This window comes from Roseburia sp. 499 (assembly GCF_001940225.2).
GTDB lineage: Bacteria > Bacillota > Clostridia > Lachnospirales > Lachnospiraceae > Petralouisia.
The window spans coordinates 2,898,724-2,915,404 of sequence record NZ_CP135164.1; the positions used below are offsets into that span (position 1 = coordinate 2,898,724).

At 37.5% G+C, this 16,681-nt stretch carries 14 protein-coding genes and 3 tRNA genes; 7 read left to right on the forward strand and 10 right to left on the reverse strand.

Translation table 11 applies throughout. The annotated features are described in order from the left end of the window. Positions 1-40 precede the first annotated feature (40 nt). The 3 genes from BIV20_RS14180 to BIV20_RS14190 all read right to left on the reverse strand — a co-directional run bounded on the left by BIV20_RS14180 (position 41) and on the right by BIV20_RS14190 (position 3,087). Positions 41-616, reverse strand: a complete 576-nt coding sequence (locus tag BIV20_RS14180) for a TetR/AcrR family transcriptional regulator C-terminal domain-containing protein (RefSeq protein ID WP_075721965.1) — start codon at positions 614-616, stop codon at positions 41-43. Positions 617-660: 44 nt separating this feature from the next. Beyond that, positions 661-1,704: an HD-GYP domain-containing protein gene (locus tag BIV20_RS14185; protein WP_075721964.1), complete on the reverse strand. Its 1,044-nt coding sequence runs from the start codon at positions 1,702-1,704 to the stop codon at positions 661-663. 519 nt (positions 1,705-2,223) lie between these two features. Beyond that, positions 2,224-3,087 (reverse strand): hypothetical protein, encoded by an 864-nt coding sequence (locus tag BIV20_RS14190; protein ID WP_075721963.1) that lies wholly within the window; start codon positions 3,085-3,087, stop codon positions 2,224-2,226. 278 nt (positions 3,088-3,365) lie between these two features. On the opposite strand from BIV20_RS14190, the gene BIV20_RS14195 reads away from it, so the two are divergent. The 6 genes from BIV20_RS14195 (at position 3,366) to BIV20_RS14220 (ending at position 8,810) form a co-directional block, all read left to right on the forward strand. Then, positions 3,366-4,187, forward strand: a complete 822-nt coding sequence (locus tag BIV20_RS14195) for a hypothetical protein (protein WP_075721962.1) — start codon at positions 3,366-3,368, stop codon at positions 4,185-4,187. A gap of 470 nt (positions 4,188-4,657) precedes the next feature. Beyond that, positions 4,658-5,026, forward strand: a complete 369-nt coding sequence (locus BIV20_RS14200; protein ID WP_075721961.1) for a hypothetical protein — start codon at positions 4,658-4,660, stop codon at positions 5,024-5,026. Positions 5,027-5,050: 24 nt separating this feature from the next. After that, a complete protein-coding gene (locus tag BIV20_RS14205; RefSeq protein ID WP_075721960.1) occupies positions 5,051-5,623 on the forward strand; it encodes a hypothetical protein in 573 nt (190 codons plus the stop codon). A gap of 306 nt (positions 5,624-5,929) precedes the next feature. Continuing rightward, a complete protein-coding gene (locus tag BIV20_RS14210; RefSeq protein ID WP_075721959.1) occupies positions 5,930-6,952 on the forward strand; it encodes a hypothetical protein in 1,023 nt (340 codons plus the stop codon). Positions 6,953-6,992: 40 nt separating this feature from the next. Then, positions 6,993-7,394 (forward strand): hypothetical protein, encoded by a 402-nt coding sequence (locus tag BIV20_RS14215; protein WP_075721958.1) that lies wholly within the window; start codon positions 6,993-6,995, stop codon positions 7,392-7,394. A gap of 111 nt (positions 7,395-7,505) precedes the next feature. Then, complete coding sequence (locus BIV20_RS14220; protein ID WP_075721957.1) at positions 7,506-8,810, forward strand: tyrosine-type recombinase/integrase; 1,305 nt, start codon at positions 7,506-7,508, stop codon at positions 8,808-8,810. Between the two features lie 77 nt (positions 8,811-8,887). Here the strand turns inward: BIV20_RS14220 and BIV20_RS14225 are convergent. The 4 genes from BIV20_RS14225 to BIV20_RS14240 form a co-directional block, all read right to left on the reverse strand. After that, a tRNA-Gly gene (locus BIV20_RS14225) sits at positions 8,888-8,960 on the reverse strand. Between the two features lie 6 nt (positions 8,961-8,966). Continuing rightward, positions 8,967-9,037, reverse strand: a tRNA-Gly gene (locus BIV20_RS14230). A gap of 4 nt (positions 9,038-9,041) precedes the next feature. Further along, positions 9,042-9,114 (reverse strand) — tRNA-Phe (locus BIV20_RS14235). 71 nt (positions 9,115-9,185) lie between these two features. After that, positions 9,186-10,679, reverse strand: coding sequence for a methyl-accepting chemotaxis protein (locus tag BIV20_RS14240; RefSeq protein WP_075721956.1), 1,494 nt, complete (start codon positions 10,677-10,679; stop codon positions 9,186-9,188). A 210-nt stretch (positions 10,680-10,889) separates the two neighbouring features. Here BIV20_RS14240 and BIV20_RS14245 point away from each other — a divergent pair, with 210 nt between their 5' ends. Beyond that, positions 10,890-12,230: a butyryl-CoA:acetate CoA-transferase gene (locus BIV20_RS14245; protein WP_075721955.1), complete on the forward strand. Its 1,341-nt coding sequence runs from the start codon at positions 10,890-10,892 to the stop codon at positions 12,228-12,230. Between the two features lie 73 nt (positions 12,231-12,303). On the opposite strand, the gene BIV20_RS14250 is transcribed toward BIV20_RS14245, so the two are convergent. The 3 genes from BIV20_RS14250 to BIV20_RS14260 all read right to left on the reverse strand — a co-directional run bounded on the left by BIV20_RS14250 (position 12,304) and on the right by BIV20_RS14260 (position 16,568). After that, positions 12,304-13,875 carry a methyl-accepting chemotaxis protein gene (locus BIV20_RS14250; protein WP_075721954.1) on the reverse strand — a complete coding sequence of 524 codons (1,572 nt, stop codon included), beginning with the start codon at positions 13,873-13,875 and terminating at the stop codon, positions 12,304-12,306. A 242-nt stretch (positions 13,876-14,117) separates the two neighbouring features. After that, entirely contained in the window at positions 14,118-16,373 is a 2,256-nt protein-coding gene (locus BIV20_RS14255) for a phosphatase PAP2 family protein (protein WP_075721953.1), read from the reverse strand. A 60-nt stretch (positions 16,374-16,433) separates the two neighbouring features. Then, entirely contained in the window at positions 16,434-16,568 is a 135-nt protein-coding gene (locus BIV20_RS14260; RefSeq protein WP_278335700.1) for a hypothetical protein, read from the reverse strand. Positions 16,569-16,681: the final 113 nt, after the last annotated feature.

The following is a 16,681-nucleotide window of genomic DNA, read 5'->3' on the forward strand; positions in this document are numbered from 1 at the left end:
TTTTACACATGTAAAAAATTGTATATATTAGACACACAATTTATAATTCTTTCAGCACCTCATTCATTGGGGTAGACATAATGTAATTATAAATATCTGTAATCTCTCTAGGCGTTACGCTCATCCCAGTTTCTATCCAGTTCACAATCATAAAACACATGGATTGTGCATAAAACTCTGCCACACTCTCCGGTGTCAACCATGGATATTTACTCTTTTTTTCCGTCTTCCCCTCTTGTTGCAATGACAATACTTCCAAAAGAGTCTCCATAATACATTTCTTTACAATACTTTCAAACGAATTCTGCCCCTCCAACTTTACTGCTTTTCCGTAAAAATCCTTTTCCTTCTCCAGCGTAGTAAACGTTAGCATAAGCCCCTCATCTATCATATCTGCCATTATTAAGGGGCGAATAGGCTCTAAAATCTGTTTCTTGATAATCCACTCTAATAACTCATATTTATCTTGAAAGTGATTATAAAAGGTTGGACGAATCACTCCCGCCTTATCCGTAATCTCCTTGATTGTAATCTTCTCAATAGGTTGCTGACAAGCCAGTTCCTTAAAACTCTCTGCCAGCAGTACATCTATTGTCTCCTTTATCTGTGCTGCCACACCTTCACCGTCCTGTTGTAAATTCCCGCTTGCAGTTAGCTACTCTACATTAAAAGTTCTAAAATCGTCAAGCATCTCGCTGCTTCATCTGACTTCAAATCAATAATTTCTCCATCCGGTATTACCTTCACCTTAGGCCGCAGAATAAAGTCCCGATAATTCTCCATTACTACTGCTGTTCTTCCATCAGAAAGTTCTACTTCACATCCTACCGGATAAACAGAAATCTTACGCATAAAGATATTCACTAATTCGGGATCGAACTCTGCTCCGGCATTTGCCATAATGTACTCTACTGCCTCTGAAGGAGAAACCGCCTCATGATAAGGTACCTTGGAAGTCAATGCATCATACACATCCACCAGTTTTATAATTCTTGCATAAATCGAAATCTCTGTGCCGGATTTCTGCTGTGGATATCCTCCACCATTATACCATTCATGATGTTGCAACACAGCAGTATATACATGATTGGAAAATTGAAAGTTATCCTTCAAAAACTCATATCCAAGCTTTGGATGTTGCTTAATCATTTCATGTTCTTCCTCAGTGAGTTCCCTTTGTGCGCACAAAATTTCCTTGTCCACAAAACGCTTTCCTACGTCATGAAGCATTGCCGCTGTAGTAAGTATATTTAATTCTGTCTGATTCATGTTACATGCTGCCCCTATCATCGCAGACACTACAGCCACATTTACAGAATGAAAATAGGTATAATCATCATATGTCTTCACGTCCAACATATTGCACATAACATCGCCGTTATTCAAAACATCTTCCATAACGTCCATAACGACCTTCTGCAAGTTCTGCTGTTCCATAGGGAGTGTCGGATTGTCCAAAAATAAATCATGTACCTTTTTCAAAGCCTCACGCTTTACTTCTGGTCGAATCACCTGCGGAATAATCAAATCCTCGGAAAATTCATCATCAATATAAATTCCAGGAAAACCAAGGCTTACTAGATTGCGAATGTACTCATCATTCAATATCAAATGCTTTCCTAAGAGCAGGGTTCCTTCACCATCATAAATATCCTGCCCCAGTGCCATTCCTTCTTCTACTCTAGATATCGGCATATACCGCATATTACAATTCCTCCCGCTATCTTTCTTCGGTTCTTTCTATCAGATTTATATAGTATTTATTTTAGCATATTATGTCGAAATTGAAAACCTTTATTCTATATAAAAATGCAACACATTTAACCAATTTTGAAAAACAAAAAAAGTGCTGAAGCCTTGTAAATCCAAGTACTTCAACACCTACTTATTAGAGCGATAGACGGGGCTCGAACCCGATAAGCCAAAAAGCACCAATCTTAGGAAAGAAAGGAGCTTCGTACATCTTCGTTCTCTGATTTTAACCAATTTTTAACCACATTAAGTTTTAACCAGATTTTTCAATTTTTACCACAAGAGCCTGTCAATCCCTTTACCGTAGGCACTCGCAGAGTGGGGATTTACTGGCGGTAGTAAATTTCATCAATCCCCCATCATGGGAAAAGGGACATTCCAATGCACTTTATTGGAATATCCCTTGATTACTACTTTACAACTACAAAAAAGAGAATCCCCTAATAAGAGATTCCCTATATATATTCATGGTTATTTTGTTGCACCACACTCGGAACACTGATAGCCTACTGTTACTACTTCGTCCCATGCTTCCTTTACGGTCACTGTTACGATGTTGGATACCCATTCTTGGTGAGTCACAGCTTCGTGGTGGATAGTATTACCAGTACTGAACTCCTTATCCCCCCATCTACAACCTTCCCCATAAGTATTAGCGTGATATAATGCATGATTATTAGCTTCCTCCTGACCATGTATTCTTACAATAGAACCATTTCTATTATAACATGTAAAGCAAATAACGTCAACATCTGTTTCTTCTTCATCCCACGCTGGTTCATCTACTACTGTCTCATAGTGTCCGTGGTCTTCCTGACGGGTTTCTGCTGGATGATGAATTGTCTGAGTGATTGGAATCCAATTATGGGTATGCGTTGGGGTTGTACTGCTTGTACCCCCTGAACTGTTTCCTCCACCGTTACTTGGTGCTGGGATTGGTGTATGGCTTGTACTACCTGTATTACCTGTGTTTCCACTATGGTTACCAGAATTTCCAGAATTACTACTTCCACCGTTACCACTATTTCCAGTGTTTCCTGTACTTCCACTGTTATCTGTGCTATCAGACTTTTCTGTTTTATCAGACTTATCTGACTTTTCCTCAGTACCCTTGCTATCCTTGGTGTCCTCTTTAACTTCGGTTTCACCGCTGGCTACCTGAGTTTGAGTTTCATCGGAAACCTTTTCATCTATTTTATTTTCCTTTGTATCCTTAGTTTCTGTAGCTATTGCTACTTCCTTTTCAGTTGTTTTAGCATTTCCGCATCCACAACCACTAAATAGTAGACTAGATGCAATAACCAACGCTAAACCGCCTATTTTTAATGCTTTCATAATTTCACCTCTTATACCATATTGATATACAGTAAAATTATTTATATTCTTCTGTCCAATTTACTAATTTTACAAATTATCCTTTTTACAAATCACTATTATACACTATTCATTATATTTGTCAATCCTCTTTTTTCAATTTATTCTATTTTTTTCAATACATATTTTAATATCCGCAAAAAACGTTACCTAAGTGGGGAAACTCATTAAAATATTTTAATCAAAGTATTTGTGATACAATAAAATTACATTAAAAAATTTATTGGAGGTACACTATTATGGAAGAAAGAAAAATTGAATATCATCCGTCTTATACAGAGGAAGAAAACAGACTGTTGCAGGACTATATTGAGAATGCATCAGAAACGGAGCTTGTAGAAATGATTAGGAAATTACAGGAACTATATACTCCAGAAGTTCCAAACATATCTGCATCATTACAGCAATTACAAAAAGAGGTTCGGGAACGTGATATATTAAACCAACAATATGAAGCGTTGAAAGCTTGTAAAAACGAATGGGGTAAATACCAAACAGCATTATCTAATTATAAGAATGCTATTATTATTCGGAGAAAATATGTCGAATTCAAAAAAACTTATACCGAAAATCACAACAATATCCGCAATTCCCTAGAAATATTTGAAGTATTTTGTGAACAAGTTAAATATATCAAAGATATTGCGCCAACCAACCAAGACTACATTCGTAAGGCTATACTATCCGACAGCGCAAAGTGGCAGACAAAAAAACCAGAACAACCACACTTTTTTTCGACTATTAACGAAATTGAAGTAACCCCACTGAGTGATTCCGAAAGTTTAGAAAGCATTGGAAAAGATAATCTCAAATATATGTTAATGTTGATGTTATATCATGCCGATTCACCTACCGCAATTGAGATTCCTGTGGCTATTTCATTTCTTACCAGAAAATATGCAGAAACAAACCACAAGCAGAAAAATAATCTTCCTATTTTCGCTACTAATTTACTCTCTATACCTGAATTAATAAAGAAAAATCAGGAATTGCTAGAAGATATTCAAATTATAAAAGAAGAAGCTGATATTTTACTTACAGAAGTAGAAGAAATTGAATAAGATAATCAATCTGATTAAGCATCCTTTAAGGGTGCTTTTTCTATTTTTTGGGGATTCTCCTTCAAATAGCTTCTACCATTTTTAAGTGATAGGATACAAGTATAAGAGATGATTATCTCAAAAAAAGTTATCGAGAATATCTCTTTTATGGGGATTTCTCCTCAAATAGCTTCTACCATTTTTAAGTGATAGGATACAAGTATAAGAGGTGATTATCTCAAAAAAATGTTATCGAAAATATCTCTTTTGTGGGGATTCTCCTTCAAATTTTTTATTCCATCTTCATGTGATATTCTTGATACATGAAGAAGAAAGCGAGGTGACAATATGACTTTAATTCGAGCTCCCAACAAAAGAATCCCCCATTTAATATGGGAGATTCATGTAACCGATAACCCACCGAAATGTGTTATCTGTCTCTAGCAGGATTATTATATCACATTTTCGGAATTAAGGACAGGAGGTCTTTTATGGCTAATAGAAGTAAATTGGTAAATAAGGATATTGCTATCGAAGTAATTGAACCAGAACGCGTGTATGTTCTACTAGAAGTTGCACCCGTATATGATTACGGTCCTGACGGCAAGCCAACCGAAACAGTGATTGGTCACAAGCATACGGTCGTTAATATCGATTCTTTCGAGAAATATGTGATAAAAGTCGCTGGAACAAAACCACTGATTTCTGCTGAACTTTTAGCAGAAAAACGTGAAAACGGCGAAAAAGTGTATGTGGAATTCGAAAATGCAACCATCAAGATGTATTGGAATTCCAGATTAAATGCGTATGCAGATAGCTTCAAGGCAGATGGTATCCATTTTGTAGAAACAGAGGAATAAGAGGAATAAGAGGAGGAAAAGACTATGGAACATTTGGGAACTAATCTTCTTGCCATTATCTTAATGGCAGCAATTGTGATAGCAATTTTATTTGCTCTTATGGTACTCATTGTAATGTGTATTGGTAAAAAGAGCGCACAGGAAGCCACTAAAATCATTGTAGATTTTTTTGCTTCAATCTGTAAAGCGTTTCAAACACCAGATGTACAAGCACCATGTATCACTTACGATGTTTTTATTGGTCACAATGGATATATCATCCGTGATGACATTGTAAATGAATATTTCGCCCCCTTGCAGAACTATTGGGAAACCTTTTATTATTCAGATGCGAAATATGCTTCTCAAAACGTTGTGGAATATGCATTCCGTGCATATTTCCCTACTAAATTTGAGAATTCATCCAGACGGCTATTAGCGTCTGTAAAACAGATAGCGGAACAGGCATTAACACGTCACTTCCATTCTTTCGGAGTATCCTTTCCAGTTGACAGGTTTATTGCTGTCAAAATACATCAGGACATTGTGTCTGTTTTTATAGCTGTAAACGATAAGGGATTCTCTGAAATTGAGAAGCTACGGCAGAATATTTGCTAACCCTGTGAATTATGGACATTTTGCAGTGTGAAGCGCGGTTGCCGTAGGCATAAGCGCGGAACATTGCGGAAATGTCCATCTTCCCGCGGGGGTAAGTATTACCCCCGCGGGAACAAACAAGAAAAATCTCATCCAGAAGCCGCATAAATTAAGGCTTTCCAGCACAAAAAATCATGTTCGCCCCAAATGCACAAATCGAACATACAAAGTATTTACTATCCTTTTATGGGGAAAGAACATTAAAATGCAATATTTTTATATTCTGTATATACTGAAATTAACAAAAAATCAGAGGAGGTAAGCATTATGAGTAATGAAATTAAAGCAGCAAAAAATGTTCAAAGAAATGCCTATCAGATTACTATCAATAATCCCATAGACAAGGGATATACACACAGGGCAATAAAAGAAGAATTAACAACTTCTTTTACTACTTTAAGATACTTCTGTATGGCAGATGAAATCGGAGAACAAGGCACATATCATACACACATTTATGTTGTATTTACATCCAGAGTGCGTTGGTCAAAGATAAAGAAATCCTTCCCAGAAGCACATATCGTTTTCCCCTATGGAACAGCCGAGAATAATCTTGAATACATCAAGAAATCTGGTAAATGGGAAAATACTGAAAAAGCGGAGACACGCGTAGAAGGTACGTTTGAAGAATGGGGAACGTTTCCAACACAAAAAGGTGAAAAGCCAGAAATGGAAGAATTATACGAAATGGTAAAGAATGGTTACTCAAACGCTCAGATTTTGGAGATAAATAATGATTACATATTGCAAATCGATAAATTAGACAAGCTACGAACTATGTTACTCACGGAGAAATATAAGGATACGCGTAGGATGGATTTAAAAGTTACATATATCTACGGAGCAACTGGAACAGGAAAAACCAGAGGTGTATTGGATGAACATGGAGATTCTAATGTTTATAGGGTATGCGATTACAGACATCCATTTGACGGTTATAACTGTCAACCTGTTATAGCATTTGATGAATACCGCTCACAACTACGCCTATCGGATATGTTGCAGTATTGTGATATTTACCCTATTGAGTTAAGTGCAAGGTATTCAAATAAATTTGCCTGTTATGAAACAGTCTATATAATATCGAACTGGTCATTGGAACAGCAATATGAACAAGAGCAAAAAGAAAGTCCAGAATCTTGGCAGGCATTTTTAAGACGTATTCATGAAGTCATTGTTTACCATGAAGATAAGACAATTACAACATATGATTCCATGGAAAAGTATCTGCACCGTAATGAGCAATTTCATGAAGTATCAAACAAGGAAAAAGCAGAACTACCATTTTAAAAGTGGCTCTGCAAATTATAAAAAATGGAGGAAATTAATTATGTCAAAAGGAAACGAAAGAAAAGAAATTACATCTAGAGTTAATTCCATATTGGAATTAAACAATCTGTATGAAAACAAAGATTCTAATCTCACTTGGGATAAATATGCTCATAACCGTATCTCGGAAAAATGTGCTATCCAAAGTTTTCATACACGAATAGCAACAAAAGAGGAATTAAAAGCATTAGATATGGCAACTGTACGTCCATCTTTATTAGATGCTCTAGAAGAAACTGTATATCTTCTTAATGATGTACAATCTGTATCTCGCATCCGCACCATAAAAAAGCATGAATTTCAAGACGTTTTAATGATATCATTTTATGATGAAAATGACATTCAGATTTTTTCATCTGACGGAACTTTTGTCATGGAGGGAGTAAACGTTAAAAACATTTAACCTCCTAGCAATTAATATATAGAAAGATAAAGGAAAAAGGCTTTCCCTTTCCGACAAAGTATTTCAATAAGGACAAGTATTTCACTGGGAACACCTTTAAGGTGTACCATAATGAAGAAAGAAAATTTAACACAAATACCATCAAACATGGAATTGAAAAACTTAATAGATTATGCTACCCTATCTTTTGAAGATGTACGAAAATTGTACGCAATGAAAGAAAGAGAGGATATTTTATCAAGTTATTCTTTTCCAGAAAAACCTTCTAAGGATGGTTTTTACAGAATATATGTAAAAGACACTACCAAAAAAGCGGGTCGTAAACAGCTTACCGCTAAAACTTTAGACGAACTAAAGAACAAAGTATATTCGTTTGAAAAAGGAATATCTGGAAAAGCCACAAAAACATTTAAAGACACTTTTTTGATTGTACAGGAAGAGAAATTAAAATATGTCAAAAATCCAGAGAAAATTGTATCAGTTCAGAATACTATTTCAAGAAACAGGTCTGAATACAAGAGATTTTTCGAGGGCACATTCATAGAATCCAAATACTTGGATTCCATTACCAAAGATGACCTTGAAAATATCATACTCTTAAATTTACAAAAATATGACCTTAGAAAAAAAGGACTTGCATCCATGAAAGCAATTCTAAAATCTATTTTTGATTTAGCATATGAACAATACTGGATTAAAGACAACACTTACAGTCGAGTAAATTTCAAGAAATTTTCGGATTTACTGGTGGAAAGTGTTCCTGTTACAGAACGTGTCCACTCTAACACTGAAATAATGGATATGTTGGAGTACATACATGAACATCAAAAGAAGAAGCCTTCCTATATTCCAGCATGGACTTTAGAAATGCAGATTCTGACTGGAACTCGTAGAGGAGAACTTCCACCCTTACGTTGGTCGGATGTTCACGATGATTACATCGAAATCAAACGTTCACAAATTACAGTCAAGAAAAACGGTAGCACAAAAGAATACTTTAAAATCGTTTCCCACACCAAAAACTACAAAGGTAGGAACTTTCCTATCACAAATGATTTAAGAGCCTATTTGACCCGATTAAAAGACATACACGACAGATTTTATCCGAAATCAGAATTTCTATTTCCTGCTGATACGGAAAATGGTGTCATCACGAATAATGTTGTTTATGGATTCTATCGTCGGATGTGTAAGAAGCTCAACATTGTACAAGTGGAAGGTGTGATAAAAGGAACACACTCCTTCCGTAGAAACAATATTACAGATGTGGTAAACGCAACAAATGGAAATGTGATTATGGCATCCACACTATTTGGAAATACTCCAGATGTGGCAGAGAAAAATTATTACACAGGTGCAAATTTAGCAGTCGCAAAACAGGCTTTGGAATCTCGAAATTTTTTAACCAACTTTTAACCAGTTTCAGCAATTCCACAGAATAAAAAAAATGCTGAAACCCAGTAAAATCAAGGACTTCAGCACTTATCTGTTAGAGCGATAGACGGGGCTCGAACCCGCGGTCTCGACCTTGGCAAGGTCGCGCGTTACCAACTACGCCACTATCGCATATAAAGCGGGTGATGGGAATCGAACCCACGTATCCAGCTTGGAAGGCTGGTGTTCTACCATTGAACTACACCCGCGGAGTGCCCAGTTCCGGAATCGAACCAGAGACACGAGGATTTTCAGTCCTCTGCTCTACCAACTGAGCTAACTGGGCCCGCTGCGTTTCAGCAACGGTATTATTTTATCTGTTTTTCACACAATTGTCAATACCTTTTTTTATTTTTTTTAAATATATTGTTCCAGGTTATCTGTGGTACTCTTAATCTGACCAATTGCCTCCTTTGCCTGCTGTGCAAATTCAAGGTTCTGAACACTCATATTGCTTGCCTGCTCTGCGCTTGCTGTTACTTCTTCTGTCGTTGCCGACAGATGAGAAATATTCTCAACAATCTTATTGTTAGAATCGGAGAGATTGGTAATTCTCTCGTCTATTTCATTAATATTTCCAATCAATTCTACCATATTAGAATTCAGTTTCTCAAAAGTATCTGCTGCTGAAAGAATCATCTCATTTTGACTCTCTGCTGCTCCCACAGAGCTTTCCACAGAGACAACTACCTCATTCGCATTTTCATTTAACTCATTGATAATTCTTGTAATCTCTTCTGTCGAACTTCTTGTCTGCTCTGCCAACTGACGTATCTGATCCGCTACTACTGCAAATCCTCTTCCTGCTTCGCCTGCCCTTGCACTTTCAATCGATGCATTCAATGCCAATAGATTCGTCTGACTGGAAATATTCAAAATCATGCCTGCAATTTCTTCTACTTCTTTTGTTTTATTCTGAAGTCTCTCCATCGACTCCGTCACTTGATTATTCGTATCCGCGATCTGTACTGACTGCTCCTTTAATTTCTCCATTACCTTCATGTTTTCCTGGATACTCTCATTGGACTCTGTTGCAATTCCTACCATTCTCTTGGAACTTTCTCCGGTCATATTGATTGCTTCTTGAATACTCTGAGTCATATTGTTCTGTTCCTCAATGTTCTGAGCCGTCAGACTCGTTGCAGATGAAATCTCCTGCATACTGCTCGTCACGGTTTCCGTAGCCCCTACCAGACTGTCAACCATTTCTGTACTCCGGTCTGACTCTTCTTTGACGATTCTGGATATGGATACAATATTCTCCACCATAGTTCTTTGCTTTTCGTTCTGCTCAGCTACACTTCCCAATGCATCATCACTGAACTGTTTGGAAATAGTTCCAATTCTGGTTAATACATAAAATATTCCAAGTACAAGCAAAATCGTACCTAAGGTACTAATATTCTGCACCATATTTCCCTTCACTCCATGAACCACTTCTACAATAATATAGAGTATTACATAAAATATTATATTCTGCTTATATGCCTTTTTATCATAATAAGGAATCTGCACTGCCAACACGCCAATTAACGCAAGACTCAAAAACGTGGCATCCGTTTGAAGTCCAAGTAACAAAAATTCCACACCCAATTCTATGGTAATGGCTTTCTTCAAATTCTTGGTGGATCTGTCACCAAAGAAAATAAAAACATTGATAAGGCAAGACACAAGGATAATGATTATATTTCCGATTGCCGTTGGCAATGCAATCCTCTTCATCACTAATTTCAAGACCAAGAAAAGTAACAATATTAACATTAAAAAATCTGCCGATAACAGATATAATCGATTCATTACATGATAACGTTCTTTTTCGTCATTAAAACGGTACTTATTTTGTTCTCTCATTTTGTCTCCTCCTTTACACACTCTTCATAGCATTAACATCCATTTCAGACTCGTGCTAATTATAATACATTTTTTCACATTATTCTATTGTTTTTTTACCTTTTTTGGTAAATTTTGCAATCGCTCTCTTATTGACCCTTAAGGAGAAAGGTGTTAATATAAAAGTATGTTACAAATTTAACAATCCAAATTTTCTAGGGAGGTCTTATCATGGATTTTAATCAGGAATACCAGCAGAAACTTGTATCTGCTGATGAAGCTGTAAAAATCATCAATTCTGGTGACTGGGTAGATTACGGATGGTGTACCGGCACACCGGATGTACTGGACAAGGCACTTGCAAAACGTACCGACGAATTGAAGAACGTAAATCTTCGTGGCGGTATTCTTTTAAAGCCACTGGCAGTATTTGAACGTGAGGATGCCGGTGAGCACTTTACTTGGAACTCTTGGCATATGTCCGGTATTGAACGTAAATTAATTAACCGCGGTTGTGCTTTCTATGCTCCGATTCGTTACTCTGAATTGCCACGCTACTATCGTGAATCTGCTACCAAGAATAATGTAGCAATGTTCCAGGTAGCTCCAATGGACAAACACGGATATTTTAACTTTGGACCAAATGCTTCTCATCTTACTGCTGTATGCGAGACATCTCAGAAGATTATTGTAGAAGTAAACGAAAATATGCCTCGTTGTCTGGGCGGATTCGAAAACGGCGTTCACATTTCTCAGGTTGATTTCATTGTAGAAGGTGAGAATCCTGCTATCGGTGAGCTCGGCGGTGGCGGACCTGCTACAGATGTAGACAAAGCTGTTGCTAAGTTAATCGTAGAGGAGATTCCAAATGGCGCTTGTCTTCAGTTAGGAATCGGCGGTATGCCAAATGCAGTAGGTTCCATGATTGCAGAATCTGACTTAAAAGACCTTGGTGTTCATACAGAAATGTATGTAGATGCCTTTGTTGATATTGCAAAAGCCGGCAAAATTAATGGTTCCAAGAAGAACATTGACCGTTATCGCCAGACCTATGGTTTTGCTGCCGGAACTAAGAAACTATACGATTATCTGGACGAAAACCCTGAATTATGTAGTGCTCCGGTAAGCTATACCAATGATATTCGTTCTATTGCTGCATTGGATAACTTTATGTCCATTAACAATGCAGTAGATATCGACTTATTTGGACAGGTAAGTTCCGAGACTTCCGGTATCAAACACATCAGTGGAGCCGGCGGACAGCTTGACTTTGTATTAGGTGCATACCTTTCTAAGGGCGGTAAGAGCTTTATCTGCTGTTCTTCCACCTTCAAAACAAAGGACGGCGAGGTAAAATCTAGAATCCTTCCTACTCTGCATCCAGGCTCTGTTGTTACAGATACTCGTGCTAATACACATTTCCTGGTTACAGAATATGGTAAAGTAAACTTAAAGGGATTATCTGCATGGCAGAGAGCAGAAGCTATTATCTCTGTAGCACACCCGGATTTTAGAGATGAATTAATCAAAGAAGCTGAAAAAATGCATATTTGGAGAAGAAGCAATAAATAATTTGTAATTATTGTTGACCATGTTAAAATGGCTGGCGCCTAATGTTTTATCCATTAGGCGCCAGCCATTTCTCTTATAATTTGAAAAATTTCAACTCTTGATTCAGTTCTTCTGCTTTGGAACTTAATTCTGTTGCAGTCGCTGCTACACCATTCATCAAAGCATTTACCTCTTCCACACTTGCATTTACCTCTTGGGTACTTGCCGCTGAATTCTCACTAATGGAACTCAACTCTTCTATCTCATGTGAAATCTGTGTCATTCCCTCTACTGTTTTATCAACTGCTTTGCTAATCAGGTGTACTTTGTTTGAAGTTTCCTCTATCTCCAGCGATAACTTTTCAAATTCTTCCATTACATGTTCAAGATTTTCTTTTTGTTCCTCACCATCGGCAACTGTACTATCAATCGTTTTAATGCACTCATCAAAATCCTGTACCAATGTATTTATAATATTTGTTATCTCATCTACCTGCTGAGAAGTATCTTCACTTAGGTTACTAATTGAATCAGCCACAACAGCAAATCCTTTGCCTGCTTCTCCCGCCCTAGCTGCTTCAATAGAGGCATTAAGACTTAATAGTTTGGTCTGTGAAGAAATTTCACCAATCACAGAAACAATTCCTTTTACGCTTTCAATTACTTCCGTAATAGATTGAATCTTATCTGAGATTCCTCCTATACTACTATTAACCTTTTGATTACTCTCCGACATACTTGTTATCTTTTCTTTCACAAGATTACTTCCACCATCAAGTCTCTCAGAACAATCAGAAATATCATTAGCAGATGTCTTGATTCTATCAACATCCTCATTCATACTATTGATATTTTCTGCTATACTCTGGACCGATTCGGACTGTCCCTGTAATCCGGTAGCAATTTCTTCTATTGCTTTTGATACCTCGTTCATTGCTGATAATGTTGTATCAGATGTTGTACTTAATTCTTCTGACGAAGCGCTTACGTCATTTCCTATATTTGTGGCAGCCTTGATTATACCTGATAATTCCTCTGCCATATGTCTTGTGGACTTGTTAATCTCACTAATTTCATCCTTTGATTTGCTAACACGACTCTCTTTTTCAATTGCTAAATTACCATTTGCAATGCTTACAAGATTCGTTGTCGCTCCTTTAATCTGTTTTGCCATACGGCTGGCAATCAGATATCCAGCGATTCCAAAAGTCAGTACACACACATTCGTAATAAAAAGCACATATCCTGTCATCTTACTTACATTGTCTTCTACAATTGCTTGGGGCGTACCTGCAAACAGCATTCCATTCTCTGTTGGAATATAATAGCCATAGTAAGCAATACCATGAACGTCAACATCCGTATCAAAGAACTCCTTTCCTTCCTCTAAGACAACCTTTATAACTTCCTCACTTGCTTTTGTCCCCTCTACCCCCTGGATAGAACTCTGTGTTCTGGTATCCCCTTCAAACACTGTAATATCCACATTCTGATTTTGAAAGGCATTTACATCTTCATTATACCCCTCCAACGCCACTTTTAGTGTTGACGCCTGCTCCTCATCCAGAAAATTTTGTACCAGAACTAAAGAAATTCCAGCTATTAATATACTAGCTATCACCATCGGGAGTAGTACCATTCCTACCAATTTCCATTTCATCTTCATAGTTCTCTACCTCCTGTGTCCATTCAAATCGTCCATCGAATTTTTCTTTTGTAATGTACTCTTATTATACCAAATTCTTTTGTAAAAATAAACAATTATTTTTAATATTTTCTCTTTTTTTGTGCATTATTGCCAATTCCCTTATGCTGACACACATAAAAAAACAGAAAGACCTTTTCTCTACCGCAGAAATGGTCTTTCTTTTTTCTCTTTCTAAGTCTCGTTAATATTACATCCGAATTTTATCGGACATCTGCTTTTTTTCTTTTTTTGTATACCACGATTCCTGCTGCTCCTACACCTGCCACTACCAACATGGTAAGCCAAACTGCAATATTCTGTGTATCTCCAGTTTTTACCTTACCTGTTTTTTCTGTTTTAGATGTTGGTGTTGCCGTCTCCTGTTTTGTTTCTGTTGCAGGCTGTGCCGTCAGCACGATTGCATAGTCAGAAGCATGGGTAAATTGTAATGACACATTTCCTTCTGCGCCTACAGTTCCTTTATTGATAAGCTCCATTTTCCCCTCATTGTTATAGTAATACAGTGTTCCAAGCTTGCCATTATTTTCTTTTCCAACATTTATTGTAAGAACCGCTGTAAATCCAAACTGTCCGTTATGTGCCAGTGAAATCTGGATAGACGGATTACTTCCAGCCAGAGCAGAAATCACACTCTCCGGAATATTCTTTGTGTTCTTTGTTACTTCTAAATTAACATCCTGTAATCCGGCATCTGTGATAGTCTTTCCATCAATCACCCAGGTATATCCTGACATTTGAACTTCTAATGTTATGCTCTTTCCTTTTGCTGCTTCTAATATTGTCTTAGGTAATACTGTAGCACCTCCCATAACGACAGTAACTTTTTCTCCGTTTTTTGCATTTTCTATCTTTGAAACTACCTGTGCAATCGCTTCTGCTGTCATTGTTTTACTATCACTATTATCATTGTTTCCCGTCTGTGTTCCATCAGCGGATGGATTTGTAACATCAGAACTATTTACGGAACTTACTACTACCTTTCCATCCTGATAAGATATCTGCATATTCTCGTCCAGACCGGTAACCTCAATCTTATCAAACTGAGATGCTACACTTGCAGTTTCAATTATTGCAAATCCTTCTTCCGGTACAAATCCATTGTCAAAAGTAAGTTTCAATGTTCCATGGAAATTTGCATTTCCGGCAATCTTTAAGATATCCTCTTTATTAGAAACCGTTAACTCCAATACTGCATTTGCTCCCTGTGTATAACTTCCGGAAACATTTACAGTATCTACCGTATTCTCCACTACATTGCTGTTATTTTCTACACTTCCCTTACCAAAAGCGTTGGAAGAAGATGCTACAATCGTTCCTCCTTTTACGTTCGTTCCTCCGGTATAAGTATTCTGACCGGAAAGAGCAAGCACACCAGTACCTTCCTTCGTAAGTACGCCTGCACCACTAATATCATTTTTCCAGTTATCTGATGCATGGAATCCTCCAAGAGCTGCATCCATGTTGACAGTAACATCATTTACAAATGCACCGTATCCACTTGCTGCCTCAAACAGATTCAATCGTCCCCATCCTTCTGCATCATCCAGAACCGGATATCCGGATTCAATTCCGGTAGTGTAAAGCACATACCTTCTCTGGGTGTCGTCCAGATATGGGAAACGAGATTCCAGCAGTACCTCTGCTCCCTTTGGCACAACCATTGGCTTATTTGTATCTCCTGTCTGACTTAATCCATAAGTCATACGATAGCGATAAGTTTCCTTATCCTTCTGGTAGTTTTCATATTCTGCCTGTGTATCTACTGCACTTACCAGTTTCTCTCCTGCTGCTACCGCATTTGCCTTTACCTCTGCATTTTTAGAGTCATTCAGGTTTGCAGCTGCTACTGCAGTTGCCATAGTACGTCCACCCATTACATCCAAACAAGAATGCATTCCGGTTACAATTCTGTTATTTCCAAGTTCAGATGCACGATAAATCATCTGTTGATACTGCTGTGGTACTGCATACGCCATAGAAATTCCGGCAAGATATGCTGCATTTGTATGACCACTTGGATATCCCCCATCGTTGGATGGATCAGCCTTAATACATGGCACAAGGATATCAATGACATTAATTTCCGGATATTTTGCATCAATTCCTGACCAACGGAACGGACGTGCATACTTGTAATACTTCTTTGCAGAGGAAGTACTTGCAGAACCTCCACGCACTGCACCTATCAATTTAACAATATCACCATACTCACTGTCTTCATCTGCATATACTCCGAGTCCGGATACCATACTGTAATTCTGGTTTCTTCTATCGTCCAGATATGCTTTCTCCTGTTGTTCTTTAGTACTGCCCTCTGTAATTGCCTTTGTGGTATTCAGGTTTTCCAGATGAGTACTTTCATTCAAAACAGTTCCATTATTCCATGCATCCCCCGGTGTGAAAATATTTAACATCTGGGAAAGCACTCCAATCGCTGCATTGGATTCCGGTGACATATTGTCACCACTGTTGGTTTGATACACATCTACATAATAGCCATAACCTGCCTCTACCGGCTAGATTACTTCATCTCCCACTTTTGTCGAACCATCTGTCGTTGTTTCTGCATACGCAGGTAATACTGCTGAACCTACTGTTGCAACAGATAATGCCGCAACTAATACTCTGCTCCAATTGCTCCATTTTCTCATTCTCTTTTCCTCCATAAACATTTCTATGCTAAGCGATAGACTTTGCTATTATACATTCCATCCGTATGAACTATATGATAAGCTCGTAAAATTTTTGTAATTTTTCAAAAAAG

Coding starts and splice junctions, on each gene's coding strand:
- BIV20_RS14185 (WP_075721964.1), bottom strand. CDS start 1,704: ATGCGGTATATGCCGATATCTAGAGTAGAAGAAGGAATGGCACTGGGG.
- BIV20_RS14190 (WP_075721963.1), bottom strand. CDS start 3,087: ATGAAAGCATTAAAAATAGGCGGTTTAGCGTTGGTTATTGCATCTAGT.
- BIV20_RS14195 (WP_075721962.1), top strand. CDS start 3,366: ATGGAAGAAAGAAAAATTGAATATCATCCGTCTTATACAGAGGAAGAA.
- BIV20_RS14200 (WP_075721961.1), top strand. CDS start 4,658: ATGGCTAATAGAAGTAAATTGGTAAATAAGGATATTGCTATCGAAGTA.
- BIV20_RS14205 (WP_075721960.1), top strand. CDS start 5,051: ATGGAACATTTGGGAACTAATCTTCTTGCCATTATCTTAATGGCAGCA.
- BIV20_RS14210 (WP_075721959.1), top strand. CDS start 5,930: ATGAGTAATGAAATTAAAGCAGCAAAAAATGTTCAAAGAAATGCCTAT.
- BIV20_RS14215 (WP_075721958.1), top strand. CDS start 6,993: ATGTCAAAAGGAAACGAAAGAAAAGAAATTACATCTAGAGTTAATTCC.
- BIV20_RS14220 (WP_075721957.1), top strand. CDS start 7,506: ATGAAGAAAGAAAATTTAACACAAATACCATCAAACATGGAATTGAAA.
- BIV20_RS14240 (WP_075721956.1), bottom strand. CDS start 10,679: ATGAGAGAACAAAATAAGTACCGTTTTAATGACGAAAAAGAACGTTAT.
- BIV20_RS14245 (WP_075721955.1), top strand. CDS start 10,890: ATGGATTTTAATCAGGAATACCAGCAGAAACTTGTATCTGCTGATGAA.
- BIV20_RS14250 (WP_075721954.1), bottom strand. CDS start 13,875: ATGAAGATGAAATGGAAATTGGTAGGAATGGTACTACTCCCGATGGTG.
- BIV20_RS14255 (WP_075721953.1), bottom strand. CDS start 16,373: ATGTCACCGGAATCCAATGCAGCGATTGGAGTGCTTTCCCAGATGTTA.
- BIV20_RS14260 (WP_278335700.1), bottom strand. CDS start 16,568: ATGAGAAAATGGAGCAATTGGAGCAGAGTATTAGTTGCGGCATTATCT.